At 38.8% G+C, this 25,544-nt stretch carries 25 protein-coding genes; 10 read left to right on the top strand and 15 right to left on the bottom strand.

The genetic code is table 11. The annotated features are described in order from the left end of the window. Window positions 1-62 precede the first annotated feature (62 nt). Window positions 63-401 (bottom strand): gliding motility protein GldC, encoded by a 339-nt coding sequence (gldC, locus tag ABVM50_RS06735; RefSeq protein WP_141876876.1) that lies wholly within the window; start codon window positions 399-401, stop codon window positions 63-65. Continuing rightward, complete coding sequence (gldB, locus tag ABVM50_RS06730; protein ID WP_405200494.1) at window positions 401-1,360, bottom strand: gliding motility lipoprotein GldB; 960 nt, start codon at window positions 1,358-1,360, stop codon at window positions 401-403. Before gldB ends, gldC begins: the two co-directional genes overlap by 1 nt. 106 nt (window positions 1,361-1,466) lie before the next feature. On the opposite strand from gldB, the gene nadE reads away from it, so the two are divergent. Together nadE and ABVM50_RS06720 are read left to right on the top strand one after the other, a co-directional pair. Beyond that, a complete protein-coding gene (gene nadE, locus ABVM50_RS06725; RefSeq protein ID WP_405200493.1) occupies window positions 1,467-2,258 on the top strand; it encodes an NAD(+) synthase in 792 nt (263 codons plus the stop codon). A 114-nt stretch (window positions 2,259-2,372) separates the two neighbouring features. Then, window positions 2,373-3,011: a response regulator transcription factor gene (locus ABVM50_RS06720; protein ID WP_141876873.1), complete on the top strand. Its 639-nt coding sequence runs from the start codon at window positions 2,373-2,375 to the stop codon at window positions 3,009-3,011. Here the strand turns inward: ABVM50_RS06720 and dnaG are convergent. From dnaG to ABVM50_RS06700, 4 genes are all read right to left on the bottom strand, one after another. Next, entirely contained in the window at window positions 3,004-4,962 is a 1,959-nt protein-coding gene (gene dnaG, locus ABVM50_RS06715) for a DNA primase (protein WP_405200492.1), read from the bottom strand. The genes ABVM50_RS06720 and dnaG overlap by 8 nt on opposite strands. A gap of 114 nt (window positions 4,963-5,076) precedes the next feature. Further along, complete coding sequence (locus ABVM50_RS06710) at window positions 5,077-6,105, bottom strand: hypothetical protein (protein ID WP_405200491.1); 1,029 nt, start codon at window positions 6,103-6,105, stop codon at window positions 5,077-5,079. Window positions 6,106-6,154: 49 nt separating this feature from the next. Continuing rightward, window positions 6,155-6,925, bottom strand: coding sequence for a hypothetical protein (locus tag ABVM50_RS06705; RefSeq protein WP_405200490.1), 771 nt, complete (start codon window positions 6,923-6,925; stop codon window positions 6,155-6,157). Continuing rightward, complete coding sequence (locus ABVM50_RS06700; RefSeq protein WP_141876869.1) at window positions 6,912-7,475, bottom strand: RNA polymerase sigma factor; 564 nt, start codon at window positions 7,473-7,475, stop codon at window positions 6,912-6,914. Before ABVM50_RS06700 ends, ABVM50_RS06705 begins: the two co-directional genes overlap by 14 nt. Window positions 7,476-7,594: 119 nt before the next feature. Here ABVM50_RS06700 and rluF point away from each other — a divergent pair, with 119 nt between their 5' ends. From rluF to ABVM50_RS06680, 4 genes are all read left to right on the top strand, one after another. Further along, a complete protein-coding gene (rluF, locus tag ABVM50_RS06695; protein ID WP_299156602.1) occupies window positions 7,595-8,386 on the top strand; it encodes a 23S rRNA pseudouridine(2604) synthase RluF in 792 nt (263 codons plus the stop codon). Window positions 8,387-8,488: 102 nt separating this feature from the next. Beyond that, the gene (locus ABVM50_RS06690; RefSeq protein WP_405200489.1) at window positions 8,489-8,911 is read left to right on the top strand and encodes a VOC family protein; all 423 of its coding nucleotides are present in this window, start codon (window positions 8,489-8,491) and stop codon (window positions 8,909-8,911) included. A gap of 28 nt (window positions 8,912-8,939) precedes the next feature. Next, window positions 8,940-9,959, top strand: coding sequence for an AI-2E family transporter (locus ABVM50_RS06685; protein WP_405200488.1), 1,020 nt, complete (start codon window positions 8,940-8,942; stop codon window positions 9,957-9,959). A gap of 14 nt (window positions 9,960-9,973) precedes the next feature. Beyond that, complete coding sequence (locus ABVM50_RS06680; RefSeq protein ID WP_141876865.1) at window positions 9,974-10,372, top strand: YkvA family protein; 399 nt, start codon at window positions 9,974-9,976, stop codon at window positions 10,370-10,372. A 32-nt stretch (window positions 10,373-10,404) separates the two neighbouring features. Here ABVM50_RS06680 and ABVM50_RS06675 read toward each other — a convergent pair whose 3' ends face one another. From ABVM50_RS06675 to argS, 3 genes are all read right to left on the bottom strand, one after another. Next, window positions 10,405-11,310 carry a bifunctional 5,10-methylenetetrahydrofolate dehydrogenase/5,10-methenyltetrahydrofolate cyclohydrolase gene (locus ABVM50_RS06675; RefSeq protein ID WP_405200487.1) on the bottom strand — a complete coding sequence of 302 codons (906 nt, stop codon included), beginning with the start codon at window positions 11,308-11,310 and terminating at the stop codon, window positions 10,405-10,407. A 36-nt stretch (window positions 11,311-11,346) separates the two neighbouring features. After that, window positions 11,347-12,675 carry a signal recognition particle protein gene (gene ffh, locus ABVM50_RS06670; RefSeq protein ID WP_405200690.1) on the bottom strand — a complete coding sequence of 443 codons (1,329 nt, stop codon included), beginning with the start codon at window positions 12,673-12,675 and terminating at the stop codon, window positions 11,347-11,349. Window positions 12,676-12,788: 113 nt separating this feature from the next. Then, a complete protein-coding gene (gene argS, locus ABVM50_RS06665; RefSeq protein ID WP_405200486.1) occupies window positions 12,789-14,567 on the bottom strand; it encodes an arginine--tRNA ligase in 1,779 nt (592 codons plus the stop codon). A gap of 112 nt (window positions 14,568-14,679) precedes the next feature. On the opposite strand from argS, the gene ABVM50_RS06660 reads away from it, so the two are divergent. Then, entirely contained in the window at window positions 14,680-15,105 is a 426-nt protein-coding gene (locus tag ABVM50_RS06660) for a hypothetical protein (protein ID WP_405200485.1), read from the top strand. Between the two features lie 104 nt (window positions 15,106-15,209). Next, a complete protein-coding gene (locus tag ABVM50_RS06655) occupies window positions 15,210-15,842 on the top strand; it encodes a MarC family protein (RefSeq protein WP_405200484.1) in 633 nt (210 codons plus the stop codon). On the opposite strand, the gene ABVM50_RS06650 is transcribed toward ABVM50_RS06655, so the two are convergent. Then, a complete protein-coding gene (locus ABVM50_RS06650; RefSeq protein ID WP_295182145.1) occupies window positions 15,843-16,046 on the bottom strand; it encodes a hypothetical protein in 204 nt (67 codons plus the stop codon). 70 nt (window positions 16,047-16,116) lie between these two features. Between ABVM50_RS06650 and ABVM50_RS06645 the strand changes: the two genes are divergently transcribed. Together ABVM50_RS06645 and ABVM50_RS06640 are read left to right on the top strand one after the other, a co-directional pair. Beyond that, window positions 16,117-17,559: an SDR family oxidoreductase gene (locus ABVM50_RS06645; RefSeq protein WP_405200483.1), complete on the top strand. Its 1,443-nt coding sequence runs from the start codon at window positions 16,117-16,119 to the stop codon at window positions 17,557-17,559. A gap of 21 nt (window positions 17,560-17,580) precedes the next feature. Further along, the gene (locus ABVM50_RS06640) at window positions 17,581-19,059 is read left to right on the top strand and encodes a BCCT family transporter (RefSeq protein ID WP_405200482.1); all 1,479 of its coding nucleotides are present in this window, start codon (window positions 17,581-17,583) and stop codon (window positions 19,057-19,059) included. 6 nt (window positions 19,060-19,065) lie between these two features. Here the strand turns inward: ABVM50_RS06640 and ctlX are convergent, their stop codons facing one another. The 5 genes from ctlX to eno form a co-directional block, all read right to left on the bottom strand. Next, window positions 19,066-19,989, bottom strand: coding sequence for a citrulline utilization hydrolase CtlX (ctlX, locus tag ABVM50_RS06635; protein WP_405200481.1), 924 nt, complete (start codon window positions 19,987-19,989; stop codon window positions 19,066-19,068). Between the two features lie 9 nt (window positions 19,990-19,998). Beyond that, window positions 19,999-20,910, bottom strand: a complete 912-nt coding sequence (locus tag ABVM50_RS06630; protein ID WP_405200480.1) for a dimethylarginine dimethylaminohydrolase family protein — start codon at window positions 20,908-20,910, stop codon at window positions 19,999-20,001. A gap of 84 nt (window positions 20,911-20,994) precedes the next feature. Beyond that, window positions 20,995-22,278, bottom strand: a complete 1,284-nt coding sequence (locus ABVM50_RS06625; protein WP_141876854.1) for a citrate synthase — start codon at window positions 22,276-22,278, stop codon at window positions 20,995-20,997. A 232-nt stretch (window positions 22,279-22,510) separates the two neighbouring features. Continuing rightward, a complete protein-coding gene (locus tag ABVM50_RS06620) occupies window positions 22,511-24,070 on the bottom strand; it encodes a glycogen synthase (protein WP_405200479.1) in 1,560 nt (519 codons plus the stop codon). 144 nt (window positions 24,071-24,214) lie between these two features. After that, on the bottom strand, window positions 24,215-25,504 hold the full coding sequence (eno, locus tag ABVM50_RS06615; RefSeq protein ID WP_141876852.1) for a phosphopyruvate hydratase: 1,290 nt from the start codon (window positions 25,502-25,504) through the stop codon (window positions 24,215-24,217). Between the last annotated feature and the right edge of the window lie 40 nt (window positions 25,505-25,544).

The raw sequence follows: 25,544 nt of genomic DNA, 5'->3' as shown, positions 1-25,544 counted from the left end.
GCTCCAATTAGCGATTTCAGTTTACCTGAGTTGGCATTATAAACAAAGATCAGTTTTTCCAATTAGCTCTTCTTGATTTCAGTTTTTTCAGCAAAATAATCACAGAAATCCTTCATGGTATCACGCATTTTATCATCCTGGGTAGCGCGAAAATATGTGTCACTCATAGAAACCAACGTTTGATGAAAGAATTTTTTCATTTCATCTACTGGCATTTCCTTGGTCCAGAGGTCGATTCTTAAAGTTTCCTGATCTTTACTATCCCATACAGATAGCATTAGTGCTTTTGCGTCTTCTTTATAAACATTCCCATCCTCAGCACTCCAGGTGATATTTTCAGGCACATGATTATCGTCTGTTACAACTTCTATATTGATCTCAGATTTTTTAAATTCTGGCATTATTTCTTCGGTTTAAAATTGGCTTTATTGAAAATTTCTTCAGCAGATGTATTTAGCATTCCGTCCAGAGATACGTCGTTCTTTTCCATATATGCTTTCACGATCTTAAGACCAATATATTGACCTAATCTGGCTGGACTTTCAGCATCTAGTTGAAGATAGAATTTTGAAAATGGTGCAGGAAATAGAAAACGTGTTTGCAACTGGTTATCTGTATCGTAAATAAGTTCGTTCTCTACAAAGTATCTCCAGATCTCAGATTCATTGTTTTCGGCGAAGTTAAATTCTTCTTCAGAATAGCCTATTCTTCTTGCAGGGACAAGCATTGGCAGCAGCATCTCTTTCAAATACTGGATCTTACCGTAATACACCATATGACTTAAAAACGTTCGGGAATCTGGACCTGGAACGTATTTTTTCGAAATCTCTTCCGCAGCATCTACGACGATCTGATCTTTTTTAAAGTTCTTTTTTAAATATTCCTGAAGACCGGTATAAAATTGATGATCTGTACCCAGATATGTATCGAGTGAAACAAACAAATAATCTCCAGTATAAATTATTTTGTTCTTATAATCTACTTCGGAAGTTACCGTGATCACCACAGGTACTTTAAACTCCGGGAAGTAGTATTTCATATGCTGAAAAAGTGCATATAATTCATCCTCCTGATTCGTGAAATTTGAAAAATCATCTTCCACAGCCTGATTGATCTCTAGCTGAAGGGTATCAGATAACTTATCTATCCAAACCGAATCTGGAAACTGCTCAGGAAATAAAAATGGATATTTACGTTTTAATTCAGGTAACTGCTGAGGTTTTGTACTGGCAAATTCCTGTTCAAATCTTATGACTTTCAAATCTACATCGATCCTGTCGATCTTCTCTTCGGTTTCTGACTGATTATTACAGGAATACACCGAAATAATCGTAATAAAGAATAGGATCTTTTTCAGCATAACTGGCAATTAGGAAGGCTTTAACGCAGCCATCTTTTAAAAATTGGCTTTTAGTGTTAGATTTGTGAGGCAAAGGTATTACTTACTAATTAAATCACCCAACATTATGCAAACCGAAAAAGTCGCTGATCATATCATAAACTGGTTAAAAGAGTACGCTACAAAAGCGAATATGAATGGGTTTGTAGTTGGAGTGAGTGGTGGTATAGATTCCGCTGTAACCTCAACGCTTTGCGCAAAAACCGGAATGCCCACATTGTGCCTGGAAATGCCAATTCACCAGGCGAGCAGCCAGGTTACCCGCGCCAGAAAACACATTAGTGAACTGGAACATAACTTTGCGAACGTAAGTAACCTTGAAGTGAATCTAACCCCGGTATTTGAACAATTTAAATCTGTCATGCCCCAGGAAAGAAAATCTGCTTCTCTGGATCTTACATTAGCAAATTCGAGAGCGAGACTTCGTATGTCCACTCTTTATTATTTTGCTGGATTACATGGATACCTTGTTGCAGGAACTGGAAATAAAGTGGAAGATTTTGGAGTTGGATTTTTTACAAAATATGGTGATGGCGGTGTTGACCTTAGTCCGATAGCAGATCTCATGAAAAGTGAAGTCTATGAACTGGGAAAATACCTCAACATTATTGATGATATTATGACTGCAGCTCCAACCGATGGACTTTTTGGTGACAGCCGAAGTGATGAAGATCAATTAGGAGCGTCATATGACGAACTTGAATGGGCAATGACTGCAAAAGAAGCTGGGAAAACCTCTTCAGATTTTGAAGGCAGACAACGTGAAGTCTTCCAGATCTATTCTCGTTTGAATGCTGCAAACACACATAAGATGTTGCCAATACCCGTTTGTGACATACCCGTTCATCTGCTGAAATAATCATCTTATCGAATATGTGTAGCTGATTTCCCATATCAGGGGTCAAAGCAGTATTTTTAAGTTAAAGAAACCAAACTCAACGAGTTACCCCGGACTTGTTTTTAACTTAGAATCATGTATCGAGTATTAATTGCAGACCATCATCCAATAATTTTTGAAGGGATCAAATGCGTACTTCAGAACAATCCGGCACTACAGGTTACAGGCAGAGTTAGCAGTGGTACCCAGTTGTTCAGTCAGTTAGAAAAGAACGCTCCCGATGTTTTAATCGTGGAACTAGATCTTCCGCAAATCAACGGTATCAACGCCATTCGAAGGATCAAACAGGAATTTCCCGAGGTAAAAACACTTATTTTTAGTTCACATCCAGAAGAAATGTATGCCTTGAGCGCCATTAAAGCTGGAGCAGCAGGTTATATTTCCAAACACACAGATAGTGAAACTCTGGAAAAGGCAATTTACCAGGTTGCAAGAGGCGGGATCTACTTAAATCGTAAGATCACCGAAAAATTAAATTCCGGCATCACGAGAGGTAAGAGTTTGATTACAAAATTCAAGAAGCTTTCTACTCGCGAAACTGAAGTATTAAATTTACTTTCTTCCGGAAAAAGAAATAAGGACATTGCTGAAGCGCTGGACATTAACGAAAAGACAGTAAGCACTTATAAAACAAGGTTGCTGAAAAAACTAAAAGTAGATAATGTTGCAGATCTTATTACGCAATCAAGATTATTACAGCTTAATACTACATAACCCTTCCCAGGCGGTCTGAGAGAATCGTGCTCAAACTGGTGTAGCTCATGATCTCCTGGATCTTTTCTGTGCGTTCTTCTTCTGAAGATACTTCACGGATTTCTTCCATAAGTTCGTTAATCTTACGACCAACCAGAAATCTTCGTAGTGACAATATAGTCTGGGTAACGAATTGAGCAACTCCCTGAGTTTTGCTTTTTACCGGAATGTCATGTCGTTCCCAGTCATGAAGTTCATACTGCTCATCTTCCATCAGGATATCTGTAAGTTCAACAGCCTGAGATTTCTCAAGATCATTAATGATCATTTCCACTCCAAATTCATCTTCAGAATTTAGTCTCTCTATAAGTAGTGAAAATAATTCCCTAAAGTCCTTATTGGTAAATTCAATTTCATCATCCTGAAGATCCAGATATATTTTCTCGAATACCTTCGCTTCCTGCACTTCAGATTCATAAACCGGATCGCCCTGATCGTTATGTTTTAATATGACATCGTGAAATTCGCCTTCCTGCCTTCCATAGAGAACAAGTAGACTAATGATCTTTCTTTCCAGAATATAAAGCTGATTTACTTTTTTAACTGGAGTAGATTCTTCATTTCGAACAACCTGCATGGGTTTTTTCTCAGCTCTCGCCGGAGTTTTACCGTCTTTTTTCTCTAATTGAGCTAAGGTAGCATACAAAACATCTTCAGAAATATCCATGATCCGGGAGCATTCCTGTAGATAAACCTCCTTCTGGATGTTATCAGGAATTTTTGCAATACTCTGTACCATATCCCGGATAAGACCGGCTTTCTTTACGGGATCATTTTTGGCTTCATCCATAAGCAGGGAAGCCTTATACGTAATAAAGTCATAAGAGTTTTCCTTTAGAAATTCCTCCAGTTCTGCTTCAGAATTTGATCGGGCAAAACTATCTGGATCCTCACCCTCTGGGAACGGACAAACTTTCACGTTCATGCCCTGTTCCAGAATGAGATCAATCCCTCGCATAGAAGCCCTAGTTCCGGCGGCATCACCATCGAACAACACCGTGATATTCTTGGTCAACCTGTTGATCAACCTGATCTGTTCTGAAGTTAGAGCAGTTCCTGAAGAGGATACCGTATTTTCTATCCCGCTTTGATGGAATTGTATGACATCGGTATACCCTTCAACGAGGTAACAATTATCTTCTTTGGCAATAGACTGCTTAGCATGATAGATCCCGTAAAGAACTTTACTCTTATGATAAATATCACTTTCCGGAGAGTTGAGATATTTAGCTGCTTTTTTCGAATTACCGAGGATTCTTCCTCCAAAGCCAAGAACCCGTCCAGACATTGATTGAATTGGAAACATGACTCTTCCTTTAAAACGGTCAAATGTCTTTTCATCCTTAACAATACTAAGACCCGTTTTTTCGAGAAATTCCAGTTTGTAACCATCACCTAGTGCATTTTTCGTGAAAGCATCCCATTCATCTGGAGAATATCCCAGATTGAATTTTTTGATAGTTTCAGAAGTAAAGCCGCGTTCTTTAAAGTAGCTCAAACCTATTGCCTGACCTTCGTCGGTCTTATGCATTTGCGTCTGAAAATATTTACTGGCATATTCTGAAACCAGGTACATACTTTCGCGCTCATCGGCCTGCTCCTTCTGCTCGTCAGTCTGCTGCGTCTCCTCTATTTCAATTCCGTATTTTTTCGCGAGATATTTGATCGCTTCAGGGTAATTGAAGTGTTCGTGCTCCATCAAAAAAGCAACGACATTACCTCCTTTGCCACTACTAAAATCTTTCCAGATCTGTTTCACCGGGGAGACCATAAAACTTGGAGAACGTTCATCTGTAAAGGGACTAAGCCCTTTTAAATTACTACCAGACTTCTTTAATTGTACAAAATCCCCAATCACCTCCTCTACACGGGCGGTTTCAAAAACATTATCTATGGTGGTTCTGGAGATCAAATTTTCACAACTATTTAATGGAAAAATACAAAATGAAAAGGCTTCAAAAAAGAAAGGGCTTTAAAAATGATTACTCAAATTTAAAGCCCCGCAAAACTAAACTATATTGGCTAATTAATCAAGGTCGAAACGAATTCCAAGAGAGACATTATTCAACTCTGGGTTTGGATCTTCAAAGATCGGATTAAGGTCATATTTTGCGTAGAGCGAGGTATTTCCCCATCCTACATATGCACTCAATCCATATATAAAATCATTCGTATTGTAATCAGATTTCAATTTTTCCTTGGTTCTGTCACCGTCCTCTTTGTATTTAAGTTTCTGTCTTTCACCTAAACTGAAACCGGTATATCCTCCAAGACCAACTTTGAACTTTTTATAAGTCGAAAATGTATAATCCCCGCCATTTTCAATTTTCTTTGAAGGTCCGAATTCAAAATGCACTGGGATGACCAGATTATCCATTCTAAATTTCGACTTGTTCAGGTCATATTCAAATTCCTGTAATTCTGTAATTCCATTATTGTCAACCAGGAATCTGTTATCTGTAGGTTTGAGTCCGTTAAACTGAAATGAAACTCCGTATTTAAGTCTTAACCAGTTAGATTCATCGAAAACTCTCGTTCTCCATACCCAACCAATTTCGAAAAACCGACTGCCGCCAATTTTAAAATCTGAATCATTGAGCGACTGCCCATCTAGCAAAGCATTGTTGAATCCTGCAGCAATCATTAAAGTTGAAGTAGTTCTTTTGTCCACGTAATCAGGATCTTCTTTGTCGTCCTCATCTTTCCAGGAGAAAACGAATGTTTTGTCACTCTCAACTTTAGATTCCTCGTTTCTTTCCAGAAGCGCGATTTTATTATCAAGGATAGCCAAACGATTTTCAATATTCAACGCATGTTTTTTAGCGGCTTCCTCTTTTAGCTCATCAGCTTCCTGCATAGAAATTTCTTCGTTATCCAGCCGCTCATTGATGGCTTCTACTTCTGCTTTAAGCTCTTCCTTCTCCTGTTTGATAATGTTTTCGCGCTGTTTCTTTAGAACTTCGATCTTGTTCCCGCTGGTAATCTCGACAGTTTGTGCGTCACATGGACTAAAACTGAGAATGCATAATGCGAATGTAATTAGTAGTGATTTCATGATGTTTGGTATTTGGTTATTGATTGATGAATGACCCTGAAAGGGATAATTATTTTTCTTCTGAATGATCAAGTTTATTCGACACCGCCACCGCAGCTTTCTGGTAGCCCGTTTTCACGATCTCAAAAACTTTCTCTTTAAATGATTCGTAAACCTCGGCTTCAACATCAGCCAGTAAAGCATCTGCCGAAATTTCACTCGACTTCTGCACATTTTCATATTCTATAGTTGCAATGGCTTTATTAAGCAATGCTTCCACTTCAGTATCGCTTACATCTCCGTTTTGAGATTCTAGCCTGGAAACCTCCGCCAATACTTTATTCACCTCTTCGGAAATTTTTAATTCCTGCAAACTAGCTGGTGTTGCAGTTTTTATAGACTCTCTGTTAATCATTTCCTCTACTTCAACTGATGCGATCTGCTCTTTTTTGTTTGATGTAATTCTTATCTCTTCTGAAGCTGTCTTCTGTACATACTTCGGTTCTGACTCCGGCTGAGCCTGGGATTCTTCAGTTTTTTCCTGTTCTGCTATTCGCACCGGATTCTCAAATTCATCAATTGCATTTTCATAAGGATTCTGAATTTCCGGAGTATTCACTATAGTATTTTCAACACTTCTATTCATATTCAGATAGATGATTCCGCAGAGAGCAAGCACAAAAATTGCAGCTATTGAGGAGATCCACCATTTACTATTCTTTCCCGAGCTTTCCTTTTTATCTAACTGTTCACTGAGTTTATCCCAACTTCCAGCTGATGGACTGATCTCCCGGCTATCCAGTTTTTCCCTGATATGTTCTTCAAATTTAATTGGCGCCATAACTAGATGTATTATTAGATTTAATTTTTTGCTGAAGCATCTTGCGAGCTTTAAACAACTGGGATTTTGAGGTCCCTTCGGTTATTCCAAGCATCTTAGCAATTTCACTATGCTTGTAACCTTCTACGGCATACATTACAAATACCGCCTTATAACCTTCAGGCAAACTATCTATAAGCGATTGTATGTCTGCCACGTCCATTTCAGAATTTATATTATTTGCCACTTCATGACCAAATTCGTCATCTTCCTGAAACTGTAGTTCTTTGAACTGCCTTAAAAAGCTAATGCTTTCTCTTACCATGATCTTTCGAATCCAACCTTCAAAACTACCTTCATCCTTGAAAGTATCCAGGTGAGTGAACACTTTCATAAAACCTTTTAGCATTGTATCTTCTGCGTGATGCAGATCCTTTATATACTGCCGGCAAACACTTAACATTTTTGGAGCGTGCTTTTCATAGATCTGTTTCTGGGCATCCCTGTTACCTGCACTCGCTCTTTTAATGAGAGAGGATTCGTTTTTAAAAAGCTGTATTACTTTTACCATTTTCAAAAGGCCTTCTATTTATATAGACGAGAGAAAGTTACGAAAGGTTGCCTGAGGTTTTAAAAATTTTATTTTTTTTCAAATTCTGGCGTCCCGATTGTATCTATTATCTTTGTGACATGGCAGAAGAAGTTCGCATTAATAAATATTTGAGTCAGTTAGGATATTGTTCCCGAAGAGAGGCAGACAAATTAATTGACCAGGGTCGCATCACGATAAATGACGTAGTTCCAGAAATGGGAACCAAGGTAAAACCGGGAGATGTAGTTAAAGTGAATGGAGAACCTGTATCCAAAGCCGAATTAAAAGAACCTAATGTCTATATCGCTTTTAATAAACCCGTAGGAATCGTTTGCACTACTGATACTCGAGTCGAAAAAGATAACATTGTTGATTACATAAATTATCCAAAACGAATATTCCCTATCGGCCGTTTAGATAAACCTAGTGAAGGCCTTATCTTTCTTACTAACGATGGAGATATCGTGAATAAGATCTTACGAGCACGGAATAATCACGAGAAAGAATATGTAGTTTCTGTCAACAAACCGGTTACATCAGATTTTATACAGAAAATGTCTTCAGGAATACCTATTCTGGATACGGTAACTAGGGAATGTGACGTGGAAAAACTTGGTAGAAATACTTTCAAGATCATTCTTACACAGGGATTAAACCGGCAGATTCGTAGAATGTGTGAATATTTAGACTACGAAGTGACCTCTTTGAAAAGGGTACGGATCATGAACGTTTCCCTGGATATTCCGGTGGGTGAATGGCGTGATCTTACGAAGGAAGAGCTTGATACTATCAACGGACTCACTGGCGAATCTACCAAAACCGAAGAGGGCTCTGTGCTTGACGATAGTCAAAGCGAGAAGAAAAAGCGTCCCAGAATCCACAAATCTTAACACAGAATTAGGCTGTCTCATGTATTAATATTGGTAGTTCTTGTTAATTTTAGATCATGAACCTTTTGCGTTCATAATTTTGAACCAACCAATCTTAATTTTATGAAAGTACAGCCATTTCATTTAGCGATTCCAGTTTCTGATCTGGAGTCCTGTAGAAAATTTTACAAAGAAACTTTAGGTTGTGGCGAAGGCCGTAGTAGTGATCACTGGGTGGATTTCAATTTTTTTGGACACCAGCTGGTAATTCATTATCAGGATCCACAGGAAACTGCCAGCTCAACTTCCAATCCTGTAGATGGGAAGGATGTTCCAGTTCCTCATTTTGGGGTAGTATTACAATGGGACGTTTTTCATGAATTTGCTGGTCTCCTAAAACGTAAAAATATTGATTTTGTCATAGAGCCTTATATCAGGTTCGAAGGCAAACCAGGCGAACAGGCCACCATGTTTTTTAAAGATCCCTGCGGAAATGCATTGGAGTTCAAAGCATTTAAAGATATGAGTCAGTTGTTCGCGAGTTAATAACCTTTATTCATCACCAACCAACCAAATGGATAAACTGAAACCGTCACTTGTACGGCAAATTTTTGTATTACTATTAATACTGTTCCTTTCAGTATTGATCTTTAGGGAGGTTATTCCTTACCTCTCTGGAGTTCTGGGTGCGGTTACGCTTTATGTACTTATGAAAGGTTGGCAAAAGAAATTGGTCCACCGAGGATGGAAACCAGCTTTAGCAGCTACACTTTTAATGACCGGAAGTATTATTGGCATCCTGGTACCGGTAACCCTAATTGCGATTATGCTTACCAGTAAAATAGGAAAAGCCGTTGCAAATTCCGAACGGGTACTAAGTGCTCTAAAAGATCAATTATATATAGCCGAAGAATACATAGGTTATAACATTAGCGAAAGTATAGATACTTCAGCAATTACCGGATGGCTCTCGTCTAATCTTCAGAATCTTGCTGGTGGAACATTTGATGCCTTCATTGCGATTGGGATCATGTATTTCATGCTGTATTATATGCTAATGAATCAGAAATCAATGCGACATTCCCTGATCGATTATATTCCATTAGGAAAGGATAATATTCGGGTGATTGGCGATGAAAGTGATCAATTGGTTAGAAGTAACGCTTTGGGAATTCCATTGGTAGCAGTCGTTCAGGGTGTGATCGCACTGATAGGTTACTTGATATTTGGAGTTCCAGATCCTTTTTTCTGGTTCGTGATTACGGCAATAGGTTCCATGATACCCTTTATAGGAACAGCCATTGGAGTTCTGCCCGCGGTCATTCTCTTATTCGCACAGGGAAATGATTTCCAGGCAATAGCTTTACTTATTTACGGACTAGTCGTTGTAGGCTCAACAGATAATATTATACGACTTTATATACTTGAAAAACTGGCGAGTGTTCATCCATTGATCACGCTTTTCGGGGTGATCGTGGGAGTACCGCTATTCGGATTTATAGGATTGATATTTGGACCATTATTGGTGTCCTTATTCTTATTAATTCTGAAGATCTACAAGAAAGAGTATGGAAATGCTCACCACCGATTATAACTAAAAGAAAAACTATGTTTGGAAACCTAAAGAAAAAAATAGATGAAGATTACTTTAAAACTGAAGTAACAAAGATCGACGACAATGATGTAAGTATCGCTATGGATAGCCAGGATAAAGTTGATGATAAGATCAACAATTCCGGGTTACTACAGAAATATAGCGAGCTGGCGAAGCTCATGTACGGGATGCTGAAAGATTATAGAAAAGGAGTTTATAGTAAAGTGCCCTGGTTCACCATTGCCACTGTTGCATTCTCCTTTCTTTATATTTTGAATCCACTTGATATTATACCAGATTTTATTCCAGGTCTGGGATATATTGATGATATGGCAATTTTTACTTTTGGATTGAGATTTATAGAATCTGATCTTCACAATTATCTCGACTGGAAAATTGAGAAGGAAGCATAAAAAAAAAGAGGGAATTAAATTCCCTCTTTTTTTTATCGTTCTAACAACTTAATATCTGCTCTTTTTTTATGTCTCTCCCTTGCAAGAAGTGTATTTTTAAGTAACATCGAAACCGTCATTGGCCCTACTCCACCAGGAACCGGTGTAATATATGAAGCTCTTTTGCTTACGTTTTCAAAATCTACATCTCCCTTGATGACATAACCTTTTTCTGTATTATCATCTGGTACTCTGGTAATTCCTACATCAATAATAACAGCATCGTCTTTAATCATTTCAGCCTTAAGAAAATCTGGAATTCCTACTGCGATGATAATTATATCTGCCTGCGAAGTTACCTGCGTGATATTTTTCGTAAACTCATGCGTTAAGGTTACCGTGGAATTACCGGGAAAACCACTACGTCCCATTAAGATGCTCATAGGTCTACCCACAATATAACTTCTTCCTATCACCACTGTATGCTTTCCTTTCGTAGGAATGTCATAACGTTCCAGAAGTTCCAGTATTCCAAACGGAGTTGCAGGAATAAAGGTGGTCATATCCAATGCCATTTTTCCGAAGTTCGTAGGGTGAAATCCATCCACGTCTTTATCTGGATCAACTGCATTTAACACCTTTTGGGTATCGATTTGTGGTGGCAATGGGAGCTGAACTATGAATCCGTCAATATCATCATTCTCGTTAAGTTCCTGAATCTTATCCAGCAGCTCGATCTCACTTACAGTATGCGGCATTCTGTAAAGTGAAGATTGAAATCCTACTCTTTCACAGGCCTTTACTTTACTGTTCACATAAGTTAAACTTGCACCATCCTTTCCTACGATGATCGCAGCAAGATGGGGTACTTTCTCTCCACGAGATTTTAGCTTGGTAACTTCAGCAGCGATCTCATTTTTGATATCGCTACTAACCTGTTTACCATCGAGTATTGTCATTGTGTGTTGTGTTTGCGTTGTATTAAAAAAAGGGAATTAATTCATTCCCTTCATCATTTGCATCATTTTTCGGCCTCCGCCGCCTTGCATCATCTTCATCATTTTACCCATTTGATTAAATTGCTTAAGTAATTGATTTACTTCCTGAACTGTTGTACCAGAACCTTTAGCAATTCTTTTCTTACGGCTGGCATTGATAACTTTTGGCTCACTTCTTTCCAGTGGAGTCATCGAGTGAATGATTGCTTCAATTCCCTTGAATGCATCATCATCAATGTCTACATCCTTTAGCATTTTTCCAGCTCCAGGTATCATTCCCAAAAGATCTTTCATAGATCCCATTTTTTTGATCTGCTGAAGTTGATTCAGAAAATCATCAAAACCGAATTTATTTTTAGCAATCTTCTTCTGAAGTTTTCTAGCTTCTTCTTCATCATATTGCTCCTGAGCTCTTTCTACAAGCGAAACAACATCCCCCATTCCAAGGATCCTGTCTGCCATACGCGAAGGATAGAATATATCGATCGCATCCATTTTCTCACCCGTACCAATAAACTTAATTGGTTTGTTTACAACAGATTTAATAGAAATCGCTGCACCACCACGAGTATCACCATCCAGTTTAGTAAGGATAACACCATCAAAATTAAGGCGCTCGTTAAATGTTTTGGCCGTATTTACAGCATCCTGACCCGTCATGGAATCCACTACAAATAATGTTTCCTGAGGTTGGATCGCTTTGTGAATATTGGAAATCTCGGTCATCATCGCTTCATCTACAGCAAGTCGACCCGCGGTATCAATGATCACTACATTATGACCATTCTCCTTAGCATAGGCAATTGCCGCTTTAGAGATCGCCACCGGATCCTGATTTCCTTCATCTGAAAATACTTCCACTCCAATCTGTTCTCCAACAACGTGCAGCTGATTGATCGCAGCCGGACGATAAACATCACAGGCTACCAATAGAGGTTTTTTAGTTTTTTTATTTTTCAGGAAATTTGCGAGTTTACCGGAGAAAGTTGTCTTACCACTACCCTGCAAACCAGACATAAGGATAATAGATGGATCGCCACTTAAATTAATTCCTTCAGCTTCACCTCCCATTAGCTGAGTCAACTCGTCTTTAACAAGTTTCACCATTAACTGGCCTGGTTTCAATGTCTTAAGTACATCCTGTCCCATCGCCTTTTCCTTCACCGTACTGGTAAATTCCTTGGCAATCTTGTAGTTAACATCGGCATCAACTAAAGCACGTCTAACCTCTTTAAGGCTTTCCGCAACATTTATCTCGGTGATCTGCCCGTGTCCTTTGAGGACGTGAAAGGCATTATCTAACTTATCGCTTAAATTATCAAACATAATTTTTCCTGTGGTTTTATTCTCTTGCTGACTGGCAGCGAATTGCAAATTTAATGATTTGAAGCTGAAGTATAAAGTCCATCTTCTTAAATATCGCTTCTACACGATCGCAATTACATGCGTTCTGGCACTTCGATTCCAAGTAGCTTGAAAGCAGATTTGATCACGCTGGCTACAGCTCCTGAAAGTTGTACTCTGAAAACTTTTTCAGCTTCATCGTCAATACCAAGTATCTGTACATTTTGATAGAATGAATTGAAGGATTTTACCAGTTCATACGTATAATTGGCAATTAGCGCAGGTGAATGATTATCTGCTGCCAATGCAATGGTTTCCGGGAATAACTGTAATTGCTTGATCAACTCCTTCTCCTTCTCGTGAAATTTAAAATCTTCGGAAAGCTTCGCAGCAGTATCAAAGTCAGCTTTTCTCAGGATCGACTGAATTCTCGCATACGTATATTGAATAAAAGGTCCCGTATTACCCTGGAAGTCTACAGATTCTTCAGGATTAAAAAGAATTCTTTTTCGAGGATCCACTTTCAGAATATAATATTTGAGGGCTCCAAGACCAATGATTCTATAAAGCTCTTCTTTTTCTGAATCTGAATAACCATCAAGTTTCCCAAGGTCTTCAGAAATAGTACGAGCCGTTTCAGTCATTTCCTTGATAAGATCATCTGCATCTACAACAGTTCCTTCACGGCTTTTCATTTTACCACTTGGAAGATCCACCATTCCGTAACTTAAATGATAAAGAGCATCTGCCCAGTCGTAGCCTAATTTCTTCAGAATTAGAAATAATACTTTAAAATGATATTCCTGTTCATTCCCTACTGTATATACCATTTGATTGATATCGAAATCGGCAAATCTCTGGATAGCCGTTCCAATATCCTGCGTCATATAAACTGCAGTTCCATCGCTTCTAAGTACGATCTTCTCATCAAGACCTTCGTCGCTTAGATCGATCCAGACACTGCCATCAGCCTTCTGATAAAAAACTCCATCTTCCAGGCCTTTCATCACGTTATCCTTACCTAAAAGGTAAGTTTCACTTTCGTAATAGTTCTTATCGAAATCGACTCCCAGAGCATCATAGGTCTTTTCAAAACCATCATAAACCCATTGGTTCATGGTAGACCATAATTTTACAACCTCGGGATCGTTCGCCTCCCAGTTTCGTAACATTTGCTGAGCTTCTACAAAAATTGGTGCTTCCGCCTTTGCTTCGTCTTCAGATTTTCCCTGATCCTTTAATTCAGCGATCTCCTTTTTGTATTCCTGATCGAATCTTACATAATAGTTCCCAACCAGTTTATCACCTTTTAGACCGGTAGATTCTGGCGTTTCTTCATTTCCAAATTTCTGCCAGGCCACCATAGACTTGCAAATATGTATTCCACGGTCGTTGATCACCTGTACTTTGTGGACAGTATTTCCCGCAGCCTTCAAGATTTCAGCTACAGAAAAACCTAAGAGATTATTTCGAATATGACCAAGATGTAAAGGTTTGTTCGTGTTCGGGGAACTATACTCGATCATGATCCCGCTGGCATCACTTTGAGGTAATAACACTCCAAAATCTGATCGACCTGTAATTTCATTAAAGAAATTGATATAGTAAGCATCGCTTATCACGATGTTGAGGAATCCCTTTACTACGTTATAATCTGCTACTTCAGTTACCTCTGCTTTTAAATAGCTACCAATGTTTTCTGCTAGCTGAGCCGGATTGGTCTTTATTTGTTTCAGCATTGGGAATACAACCAGGGTTATATCTCCTTCAAAATCCTTGCGTGTAGGCTGGAACTCAATGGTTGGAGCTTCCACCTCGTAATGTTTGGTAACTGCTTCCTTAACTTTTGCTGCAAGAATTTGTTCTATGGTCATTTTCAATGCTTTTAGGCCTGTTTTGTATTCTATTAAGTGCGCAAAGATAAAAAGAATTGAAGTTCCGGTCGCCAGCCTTTTAGCGCAAATCCTTATATTTAGGAAAAAAGAAATGCTAATTAATATCTCTTACAATCGTCCTGCGATCTCAGAAAAGATTAGTGCTGAAGTAGGAAAACCATTTACGCTGATGGAACGGGTCAAACTTCGTGGCTCAGGATCTCCTAAATTACAGATAACTTCCTCCAGTATAGAAATCTACAACCTGCTCATTTTAGATAATAATGCAAATGTTTGTAATGTGGAAATGAGAGGCAGCGGAATTATCGTAATGTTTAGATCACTACTTGAAACTTACGCTCTCGTGATTCCTTATTATAAATTAAATCTATATAAAGGAAAAGCTGAAGAATACAGTATTTACAGGGATCATCATTTTATCAAGGTTAAAGCAGACAAGCCAGGTATTCATAAGTTCTTCCAGAAGATCATCAATTACAAGACCGATAATGCTCCTACGCAGATCGATGATCTATAAATGAGTAATATTGGGCGAATTTAGATACAATTCGTTAACCTAAAATTGATTTCAATTTTCCGTAGTAAAACGTTTATCGATGCACATTTGCGGAAAAAAAATCAATGGAACTATTCATTTATGTTTTCGCCGCTTTGTTCTCGGTAATCAATCCCCTGGGTACTGTCCCTATTTTCGTTGGACTTACCAAAGAGGACACAAAATCTGAACGGTCTCGTACTTCGCTGCTTACTGCCATCAATATTTTTGTGATCTTGCTTATCAGTTTTTTTACTGGTAGATATATCCTCAATTTCTTCGGAATAAGCCTCGATTCTTTAAGAATTGCTGGCGGCCTTATTATCACTACTTCTGGTTTTGCCTTGCTAACCGGTTCTTTTGCTAAACATAAAGGTATGGATAAACCGAAGGTTCAGGAAGACGCTTTTCAGCGTGACGGCGTATCGCTTACACCACTCGCCATTCCTATGCTTGCCGGCCCTGGTTCCATATCGTTTTTGATTGGATTATACGAGGAATATGCAACCTGGAATGAGAAACTGATTGCGGTAGGAGCAATTTTTAGTGTTTGTTTAGCTACGCTGCTGGTTCTCAGAAGCGCCTATTATATAGTTTCCATGCTTGGCGCATCTGGGATCAACGCTATTTCCAGGATCATAGGTTTTATTGTGATCGCCATTGGAATTGAATATATAAGTTCCTCTGTGATCAATATTTTCCGAACAATAAGTCAGTAATTAACGCTTACCAAATGCCAGGCCTCCTACCAGAGCTAGCACTCCAAATGCGATCATTGCATAAGATTGTGTGTTATCACCATGAGCTTCGACCTGAAGTGGTCCAGCATCGATAGAAAATTCGGGGGTTAGAATATCATACAACCCATAGCCAATTAGCCCTATCCCAATGATGAGCAGAACAAATTTAAGCACGTTATTCATTTAATAAAGTTTTACTAATCTCAGGTGAAAGTAGCAATTTAATTTATAATTTGAAGATCAAATTTCTCAAATGCGCATACTACTTACCGGTGCTAACGGTTACATTGGCATGAGGCTTCTGCCTCAATTACTTGAACAGGGCCATGATGTAATTTGCGCAGTTCGAAACAAACACAGATTTACTTCCAACGAGGAACTCCGGGAAAAAGTGGAGATCGTAGAGATCGATTATCTTGAAGACACAAAAGCTCCGGAAGCTATCAAAAACATCGATGCCGCCTATTATCTCATCCACTCGATGACCGGCTCTACCGAAGATTTTGACAAACAGGAAGCTCAAGCCGCTACGAACTTTAATAAGATGATGGCTGAAACTTCTGTAGAACAGGTGATCTATCTGAGCGGGATTATTAATGAAGAAGAACTATCCAAACATCTAAAATCACGCAAGGCCGTTGAGGAAATTCTATACAAAGGAGAATTTAATGTTACGGTACTCCGTGCTGCCATCATCGTTGGTAGTGGAAGTTCATCTTTTGAGATCATACGCGATCTTTGTGAAAAGTTACCGGTAATGGTAACGCCTAAATGGGTAGACACGCGTATACAACCAATTGCTATAAGAAATGTGATCCAATATCTCATTCGGGTTATTGGCTGCGAGGACTGCTATAACGAATCCTATGACATTGGCGGTCCCGATATTCTCACCTATAAGGAAATGATGCTACAATATGCAGAGGTCAGAAAATTAAAGCTCTGGATACTTCGTGTTCCCATCATGTCTCCAAAATTGAGTTCATACTGGCTTTATTTTGTAACCTCAACATCCTATAAACTTGCACAGAACCTGGTAGATAGTATGTCTGTAGAAGTCATCACAAAAGATACACGCTTACAAGAACTTCTAAACGTTGACCTTATTCCGTATAAAGAAGCCATTAGAATGGCTTTTTACAAAATCGAACAGAATGAAGTCATCTCTAGCTGGAAAGATAGCATGAGTAGCGGTCGTTTTCGCAGAGAGCTGAATAAATACATACAGATACCCAAATATGGGTGTATGCAGGATAAGAAATCCAAGGAAATAAACGATACTGAAGAAGTACTTGAAAGAGTATGGGCTATTGGTGGTCTAACCGGATGGTATTATGGAAACTGGCTCTGGAAAATTAGAGGCTACCTGGATAAACTTGCTGGCGGTGTTGGACTTCGCAGAGGGCGCACGCATGCAACAAAACTTCATGCGGGTGATTCTCTCGATTTCTGGAGAGTTTTACTGGCTGATAAAGAAGAAAAACGGCTACTGTTATTTGCGGAAATGAAGGTTCCTGGGGAAGCCTGGCTGGAATTTAAGATCGATGAGAACAATTTTCTGCATCAAAATGCCACGTTCAGACCAAAAGGACTCTTAGGCCGTGCATACTGGTATGCGATGTACCCGTTTCATTTTTTTATATTTGAAGGAATGATCAATAAGATCGCTTATGGCCCTTCTGGAAGAAAATCTTAAGGGCAGCTCTGTGTAAGTTCAATGAAAGAATTGTTTAGAAATAAAGTACTCACCTTCTCTGCTTCGATATTATTATCAGGATCGATTTTGATCTTTCTATTTACAGACACATTTTATGAAGCTATAGAACATGGATCTTTATGGGTTCGCGAATACTTCGGAACCTTTTATCTATGGCTTGGTTTAGGCTGCGTTTTATTTCTGCTTGTCATTGCCATTTCAAAAATCGGAAAGACAAGATTAGGAAAATCTCCGCCGGAGTATGACAGGTTATCGTGGATCGCTATGCTTTATAGCGCCGGAATGGGTGCAGGGATTTTACTGAGGGCTGTTCAGGAACCGGTTTATATGTATTTAAATCCTCCGCTAGATACAGGTTCTCCTGCAGAGATCATTTCTCTGGAATACACATTTTATCAATGGGGTTTTACTGCGTGGGCATTCTATGGATTATTTGCATTGATCATTGCTTACAGCTTATTTGTAGAAAAACAGGATATACGGCTAAGTTCCAGTTTCAAAGTATTTCATAGTAATCGCTGGGGAAAATCAATTGACGTTCTAACTATTCTAACTACCGTAATCGGTCTCGTCGCAGCGATTGGACTCGGAACTTCGCAAATAGAAGGAGGAATAAGCCATTTGCAATCAAAAGATCCCGGGAACTTATTAATGAACTTGTTACTCGTTCTTGTTATATGCGTACTGGCCTTCTTCTCGGCTTGGGCTGGTGTAAATAAGGGTATAAAAAGGATCTCCAACTGGAATATTTATATCACTATTTTATTGCTATTATTTGTTTTCGTACTGGGAAACATCCCTGAAATTATCTCCAATTTCCTGAATTCCTTATATCACTATGTTTTCGATTTTATTCCGCTTAGTCTTGCTGGCGGAAATATGGATCCAGGAAAGCAATTTCTTACCGATTGGACCTACTATTACTGGGCATTCTGGTTGGCCTGGGCGCCTTTTACTGGTGTATTTATAGCTAGGATCTCGAAAGGAAGAAGCATCAGAGAGTTGATCTTTGGAGTGCTATTAATACCTTCATTGGGGAGTTTCTTCTGGTTTAGTGTTTTTGGCACTTCTGCATTTGAAATCATTGGAGATATAACTACTTACAAAGACGAGTTCAGCAATGTATTTACTTCACTATTTATCTTTTTTGAAAATTATCCTTTACCTGCCGTATCCAGTTTCGTAGTCATATTGCTATTAGTTAGTTTCCTGGTTACTTCAGTAGACTCGGCCATCTTTGTTCTCAGTATGTTTACAGACAAAGGAAATACAGAACCAAAAAAGAAATACCGCCTGGTATGGGCGGTATTAATATTTATTTTTTGTGAAGCAATTATTGTACTCGGTCATACGAAACCAGATTCCAATGTACTTACGGCAATGCAAAAATTCCTGATCATCAGTTCCCTTCCATTTGCCATATTAAGCGTAATAATCATCTTCCACTTCAGCAAAAAACTTCTACAAAAGAGAAGTTAGCGAAAATCAGGCTTTAGGTAAAAAAACCTCAGCCATCATGCATCGAGCACTTCCACCTCCACAGGTTTCAATAGTCTCGATCTCAGAACTTAAGATCTTACAGTGCTTTTCTAAAGTTTTCACCTGTTCCGGATTAAGACTCCTGTGTGCACGGGCACTCATTACTAGAAACTTTTCTTGAGCTCCCTGAACCTGTAACATGTTACCAGCAAATTCGTGCATCTGTTCCTCACTGATGGATATGATTTCTTTACCATCCATTTTAAGATGTTTTACAACATTTTTGCGTTCTTTCTTGTCATCGATTGTATCAAGGCTAATAACCGCAAATTCTTCAGCTAGACACATCATTACATTGGTATGATAGATTGGAAGTCGCTTGTCCTTTACACTCTGATAGGCATTAAAAATTACCGGTGTATATTCGAAATCCTCACAAAACTCGATGACCAGATCTTCATCTGCACGTGGTGAAATCGCACAATATGCTTTTTGATTTACTCGATCCAGGATTAAACTTCCAGTTCCTTCAAGGAAAATATCATCTTCTTCTGCAGAAGTATAATCTACGATATTATTGATCTTAAGACCAGCCTCCTCCAGTTTGGAGAAATATTCCAGTCGTCTTTCCTTACGCCTGTTTTCAGCAAACATTGGATACAAAGCTATCTCTCCATCGCTGTGGAATGACACCCAATTGTTTGGAAAAATAGAATCTGGAGTATCTTCTTCTTTAATATCGTCTACCACGATCACCTTTACTCCCACGTCTCTTAGCTTGTTCACGAACGTGTCGAACTCCTCAGTTGCGAGGCTATTTACATTGGATTTATCTAATTTCTTCTGAAAATAGTTGTTAACCGCCGTCTGTTCATTCATTCTGAAGTTTACCGGTCTAACCATTAAAATGGTATCTGTAATCTGTTTCATAGCTATCTGTTAATCGCGGATTAATGGTAAAGTTGAACAGCGAAGCAATCCTTCCTGTTTAGATATTTCAGCATAAGGCACTTCCTCTACGGTAATTCCCTGCTCTCTTAACCATGCATTAAGTCGTGTAAATCCTTTTTCTGAAATTACCACATCTTCAGAAATGGAAAAGATATTGGAATTCATATGATACATTTCATCACGGGTGATCTCATAGACATTTTCTTTTCCGAAGAAATCAACAAGCCAGTTATATTCTTCTTCTATCAAAAATCCACCTTTATAAATGATCGCTTTGTTCTTGCCTACAGGCTGGAAGCAACAATCTAGGTGCAAGGCGTTATCCTTGGCAACATGATTGCTTTTCTTAAGACTAAAGCTAATCACCTTTTTATCTGGAAATTCTTTTACTAAGGCATCTACAGCGTGTCTATTCGTTCTGGCTGTGATAAAGTTCCGGTAATCCTCTCCTTTATAAGTCCCAACAAATATATAATCTCCCATAGGCATCACATCTCCTCCTTCAATATGAGCTTCCTCGGGTAGAGTTATGATTTTTGCAGGGTCAATCTGTTTCATTACATGCTCAATAGCCTCGATCTCCTGATCCCTGTCAGGCAATATATTCGATTTGATAAATTTATCATCGATCACGAAGGCGATATCCCGTGTAAATATCTGGTTGTAATCTTCTATGATCTTAGGTCTGAAAACCTGAACATCGTACTTCTCCAACACTGCGGCTACAGCATCCATTTCTGCCACCATATCTTCCTCGGTTGGATAGGTTCCAGCTTTGATATGTTCCTGAGACTTGGGATCGTATGCTTCTTCAAGAGTTGGAATAGGCCCAATGCTCCTGGCGGTTCCCAGCACTACGGCGCGTAATCTGGATGTTTCACTTGATATATGCAATTTCATTGCTAAAGTTTTGTCAAATATAAAAAAGCTTCATACGATGATGAAGCTTTTTTGTGGTATTCGTAAAATATGTATGGCAGAAAACTATCTGCTTCCAAGTGGTTTAAAATCTCTAAGATTCTCTCCAATGTAAATCTGGCGAGGTCTTCCAATTGGCTCTTTTCTAAGTCTCATTTCTCTCCATTGTGCGATCCATCCTGGAAGTCTACCTAAAGCAAACATAACGGTGAACATCTCTACTGGGATTCCCAATGCACGATAAATAATTCCTGAATAGAAATCTACGTTAGGATATAATTTTCTTTTTACGAAGTAATCGTCCTCAAGAGCTTCTTTCTCCAGCCCTTTTGCGATATCCAGAACAGGATCTTGTACACCTAACTGTCCTAATACTTCATCCGCAGATTTCTTGATGATCTTAGCACGTGGATCGAAGTTCTTGTAAACTCTGTGTCCAAAGCCCATCAAACGGAATGGATCTTCCTTATCCTTCGCTTTTTGCATGAACTTATGCGTATCACCACCATCTTCCTTGATCTTTTCAAGCATTTCGATCACAGCCTGATTAGCTCCACCGTGTAATGGACCCCATAGTGCTGAAATACCTGCTGAAATAGATGCAAAAAGACCAGCATGCGATGAACCTACCATTCTTACAGTAGAAGTAGAACAGTTTTGCTCATGATCTGCATGAAGAATTAATAGCTTATCTAATGCTTCAATTACCGCTTTATCAGCACTGTACGATTTATTTGGCTTCTCGAACATCATCTTATGCAGATTCTCTACATATCCAAGATCTTCATCTCCATAGTTTAGCGGAAGACTGTTTTTCTTTCTCAATGTCCACGCAGCAAGTACCGGGAATTTCCCAAGAATCTTTACGATTGCTTTGTACATATCCTCTTCTGAAGAAACATCTACAGAAGAAGGGTTGAATGCAATAAGAGCACTGGTCAATGATGAAAGAACGCCCATTGGATGCGCAGACTTAGGAAAACCATCAAGGATCTTCTTCATTTCTTCATCTACGTGAGACTGTTCTTTGATATCCTTAGTGAATTTTTCTAGTTGCGACTTGTCTGGAAGCTCACCAAAAATCAATAGGTAAGCTACTTCAAGAAAATCAGCTTTTTCAGCAAGATCTTCAATTGCATAACCTCTATATCTAAGCACTCCTTTCTCACCATCAAGGAAGGTGATCGCACTTTCACAGCTACCAGTGTTCTTAAACCCTGGATCCAATGTGATAAGTCCGGCTTCTCCACGAAGCGTCTTGATATCTATACCAATTTCATCTTCAGTTCCCACAGTAACGGGAAATTCATATTTCTTTCCGTCAAATTCGAAAGTTGCTGTTTTAGACATATTATTTATTGTTCTTTAGATTAATTTTTAAGGATTGCTAATTTACGAATTTTAGTGTTAAAATTATTTTAAGCCGACTAACGAAATTTCAGAAATACCCCTATTTTCTTCCGTTTTCGTGAATTTTAACTAAGTCTGATGATTAAGTCTGGCCTGATTTAATAATTCCGGAAATAATATGGAAAAAATATGCCGCCTGCATCCTGTTATTAGACCCGAAAGTAGCAGAAAATCAGTTCACCGAATCAACATCAGCTTCATACAGAAACTCGTAATAAGCATCTACAGATTTATCCCAGGTGAAGCGCTGTTTTTTAGCATTCTGCTTGATTTTCTTCCATTCTTTTTTATTCTGAAAGAAAAGATCCACCGCATAGGAGAACTGCTTTAAAAAGTCAGCCGTCTTTTCCGCAGTAGTTTCTCCATCAAAACTAAACCCGGTTTTTCCATGAATAACCGTGTCTTTCAAACCTCCAGTATTATGAACCAGACAGGGTTGCCCATTTCTCATGGCTAGCATCTGGCTAATTCCACAAGGCTCGAACTGACTTGGCATCAGATAAAGATCAGATTCCTGGTAAAGCATATCGATAACACTTTCAGACTGGGCGTTGATAAAGATCAAATTCTTGTATTGATAGCTAGCTTCTCTAAATATTGTTTCGTATTCCGGCGCACCTGTACCTAACAAAAGATATATGCCATTTACTTCTTCAAGTTTTTTCATTAAAGCTGGTAAAAGGTCTGGATTCTCCCTGAAGAAAAAGAACTTCTGCTCCGTTAAACGTGCTACGCTGCTACAGATAAAATCCGGCTGCTTTTGCTGCCAGCGTGTAAGTTTTTCACCTGTATGCGCTAAGTAATGTGATTTATAATCCTTGTTCTCTTCCTGTAACCATCGAAAAAGTCGACGGATGCATTGTCTAAATAGTATTCCTTTTTCTACGGAATTTATATCAGTATAATTCGCACCATTGAGAATTCCAAAAAGTCGGTTTTCCTGATTTGCCTTTTTAAGGTCATCTTCCAGACCTTCTCCACCAATAAAGTGAGGTGGATCACTCGGTTTCTGTATATCCTCCATATAAGATGGTGAAACTGTATGAACAGCATCAGCAAGCCTGATTCCAACAGCCATAAGGTTTATACAATCTGGATATCTTCTATCCATCAAAACTTCATGATTATACGGGACATTTGGAAAAAATGCATCTACCGAGGAATAATTATTACTGAAAGGTCTTATCCCCTGTATTGCCAGGTTGTGAATCGAATACACAAAACGAATGCTTTGCAGAAGTTTATACTCAGGATCGAATTCTCGCAAGAATAATAACATGCTGGTGTGCCAGTCGTGTAAATGAACAAAATTGATCTCTCCGAAGACACCATCTTTTATGGTAGCTGCAACTGCAGAACAAAAGAGAGAAAATATGTTAGCGTCTGTGAAAAATGGCTGGTCAGCATCATTAAAGTAAATATGCGCAATATCACCCGCTTTTATATCGTGATGGTGAAATACGAAATGCTGTATACCTTCCATTACTTTTTTCCCCTGAACTTCATAAAGCTCACCGGTATGAGGCACCCCTCTAAAAGTGAATTTAATTTCAGAAATACGATTGCTATCCTGAAGATGGATCCTGGAGTAAGATGGAGTAATCACAATTGCTTCGTCGCCTCTCGCAGCGATCTGCCTTGGAACATCCCTTACTACATCGCCCATGCCCCCGGCTTTACAACGTGGAATTGCATCATTTTCCGCAGCGACAAATAAGAATTTAGATTTCAATAGTATGGTTGGTTATTTAATTGAAAATAAGGATTCTATTGAATACCGAAGTATTCTTTTAATTAAATGATTGTTAATATACTATTTACTTCACAAAAAAAGCCCCTTCAAACTGAAGAGGCTTTAGAAAAATATATGTTTCGCTTATTTTATCTTAAAAGCTTTGTCTTGCGGATAATATGCAACCTCACCCAATTCTTCTTCGATTCTAAGTAGTTGATTGTATTTAGCCATTCTATCACTTCTTGATGCAGAACCTGTCTTAATCTGTCCTGTATTCAGCGCAACTGCAAGATCTGCGATTGTATTATCTTCTGTTTCTCCAGAACGGTGTGACATTACTGATGTATATCCGGCATTGTGAGCCATGTTTACAGCAGCGATAGTTTCAGTTAAAGTACCAATCTGGTTTACTTTGATAAGTATCGAGTTGGCAATATTTTCTTTAATTCCTCTTCCAAGACGTTCTACATTTGTCACAAAAAGGTCATCTCCAACTAACTGAACTTTATCTCCAATCTTGTCGGTAACGGCTTTCCAACCTTCCCAGTCATTTTCATCCATACCATCTTCAATAGAAATAATTGGGTATTTAGATGCTAATTCTGCCAGGTATTCTGCCTGCTCTTCACTAGTTCTAATTTTACCTTTATCACCTTCAAATTTGGTATAATCATACTTACCATCCACAAAAAATTCAGCAGCAGCGCAATCCAATGCAATCATTACTTCCTTACCTGGCTCATATCCAGCCTGCTTAATAGCTTTTAGTATGGTATCCAAAGCATCTTCAGTTCCATCAAGAGTCGGAGCAAAACCACCTTCATCACCTACTGCGGTACTTAACCCACGATCATGAAGCACTTTTTTCAAATTATGGAAGATCTCTGTACCAGTCTTTAAAGCATGAGAAAAACTCTCTGCCATTACCGGCATGATCATAAATTCCTGAAATGCGATAGGCGCGTCACTATGTGAACCTCCGTTAATAATATTCATCATAGGCACAGGTAGCGTGTTAGCACTAACTCCACCAATGTATCTATACAAAGGCATGTTAAGTTCATTCGCAGCTGCTTTGGCAACAGCAAGTGAAACACCTAAGATGGCATTCGCACCTAACTTTGATTTGTTTGGTGTCCCGTCGAGGTCTCTCATCGTTTGATCGATAAGATTCTGTTCAAATACAGAAAAACCCAGAAGCTTTTGAGCTATCTCCCCATTTACATTCTCGATCGCTTTAGATACTCCTTTACCCATAAAGTCATCTCCTCCATCACGAAGTTCAACAGCCTCATGCTCTCCGGTGGATGCCCCAGATGGAACTGCAGCTCTACCCATTATTCCATTTTCTGTATAAACATCTACTTCTACGGTTGGATTTCCTCTAGAATCAAAAATTTGACGTGCATGTATATCTAAAATTGCGCTCATGTTCTGTATTTTAATTTTTATTTGAATTACAGGCAAGATA

Source organism: Christiangramia sp. LLG6405-1, assembly GCF_045055805.1.
Taxonomy (GTDB): domain Bacteria; phylum Bacteroidota; class Bacteroidia; order Flavobacteriales; family Flavobacteriaceae; genus Christiangramia.
The sequence above is the reverse complement of the archived record's forward strand: the minus strand, read 5'-3'. Positions and strand labels throughout refer to the sequence as shown.

Coding starts and splice junctions, on each gene's coding strand:
- nadE (WP_405200493.1), top strand. CDS start 1,467: ATGCAAACCGAAAAAGTCGCTGATCATATCATAAACTGGTTAAAAGAG.
- ABVM50_RS06650 (WP_295182145.1), bottom strand. CDS start 16,046: ATGAATAACGTGCTTAAATTTGTTCTGCTCATCATTGGGATAGGGCTA.
- ABVM50_RS06630 (WP_405200480.1), bottom strand. CDS start 20,910: ATGAAATTGCATATATCAAGTGAAACATCCAGATTACGCGCCGTAGTG.
- ABVM50_RS06660 (WP_405200485.1), top strand. CDS start 14,680: ATGCTAATTAATATCTCTTACAATCGTCCTGCGATCTCAGAAAAGATT.
- ABVM50_RS06680 (WP_141876865.1), top strand. CDS start 9,974: ATGTTTGGAAACCTAAAGAAAAAAATAGATGAAGATTACTTTAAAACT.
- ABVM50_RS06720 (WP_141876873.1), top strand. CDS start 2,373: ATGTATCGAGTATTAATTGCAGACCATCATCCAATAATTTTTGAAGGG.
- rluF (WP_299156602.1), top strand. CDS start 7,595: ATGGCAGAAGAAGTTCGCATTAATAAATATTTGAGTCAGTTAGGATAT.
- argS (WP_405200486.1), bottom strand. CDS start 14,567: ATGACCATAGAACAAATTCTTGCAGCAAAAGTTAAGGAAGCAGTTACC.
- gldC (WP_141876876.1), bottom strand. CDS start 401: ATGCCAGAATTTAAAAAATCTGAGATCAATATAGAAGTTGTAACAGAC.
- ABVM50_RS06710 (WP_405200491.1), bottom strand. CDS start 6,105: ATGAAATCACTACTAATTACATTCGCATTATGCATTCTCAGTTTTAGT.
- ABVM50_RS06685 (WP_405200488.1), top strand. CDS start 8,940: ATGGATAAACTGAAACCGTCACTTGTACGGCAAATTTTTGTATTACTA.
- ABVM50_RS06645 (WP_405200483.1), top strand. CDS start 16,117: ATGCGCATACTACTTACCGGTGCTAACGGTTACATTGGCATGAGGCTT.
- ABVM50_RS06705 (WP_405200490.1), bottom strand. CDS start 6,925: ATGGCGCCAATTAAATTTGAAGAACATATCAGGGAAAAACTGGATAGC.
- ABVM50_RS06640 (WP_405200482.1), top strand. CDS start 17,581: ATGAAAGAATTGTTTAGAAATAAAGTACTCACCTTCTCTGCTTCGATA.
- gldB (WP_405200494.1), bottom strand. CDS start 1,360: ATGCTGAAAAAGATCCTATTCTTTATTACGATTATTTCGGTGTATTCC.
- ABVM50_RS06700 (WP_141876869.1), bottom strand. CDS start 7,475: ATGGTAAAAGTAATACAGCTTTTTAAAAACGAATCCTCTCTCATTAAA.
- ABVM50_RS06690 (WP_405200489.1), top strand. CDS start 8,489: ATGAAAGTACAGCCATTTCATTTAGCGATTCCAGTTTCTGATCTGGAG.
- ctlX (WP_405200481.1), bottom strand. CDS start 19,989: ATGAAACAGATTACAGATACCATTTTAATGGTTAGACCGGTAAACTTC.
- ABVM50_RS06675 (WP_405200487.1), bottom strand. CDS start 11,310: ATGACAATACTCGATGGTAAACAGGTTAGTAGCGATATCAAAAATGAG.
- ABVM50_RS06625 (WP_141876854.1), bottom strand. CDS start 22,278: ATGTCTAAAACAGCAACTTTCGAATTTGACGGAAAGAAATATGAATTT.
- ffh (WP_405200690.1), bottom strand. CDS start 12,675: ATGTTTGATAATTTAAGCGATAAGTTAGATAATGCCTTTCACGTCCTC.
- eno (WP_141876852.1), bottom strand. CDS start 25,504: ATGAGCGCAATTTTAGATATACATGCACGTCAAATTTTTGATTCTAGA.
- ABVM50_RS06655 (WP_405200484.1), top strand. CDS start 15,210: ATGGAACTATTCATTTATGTTTTCGCCGCTTTGTTCTCGGTAATCAAT.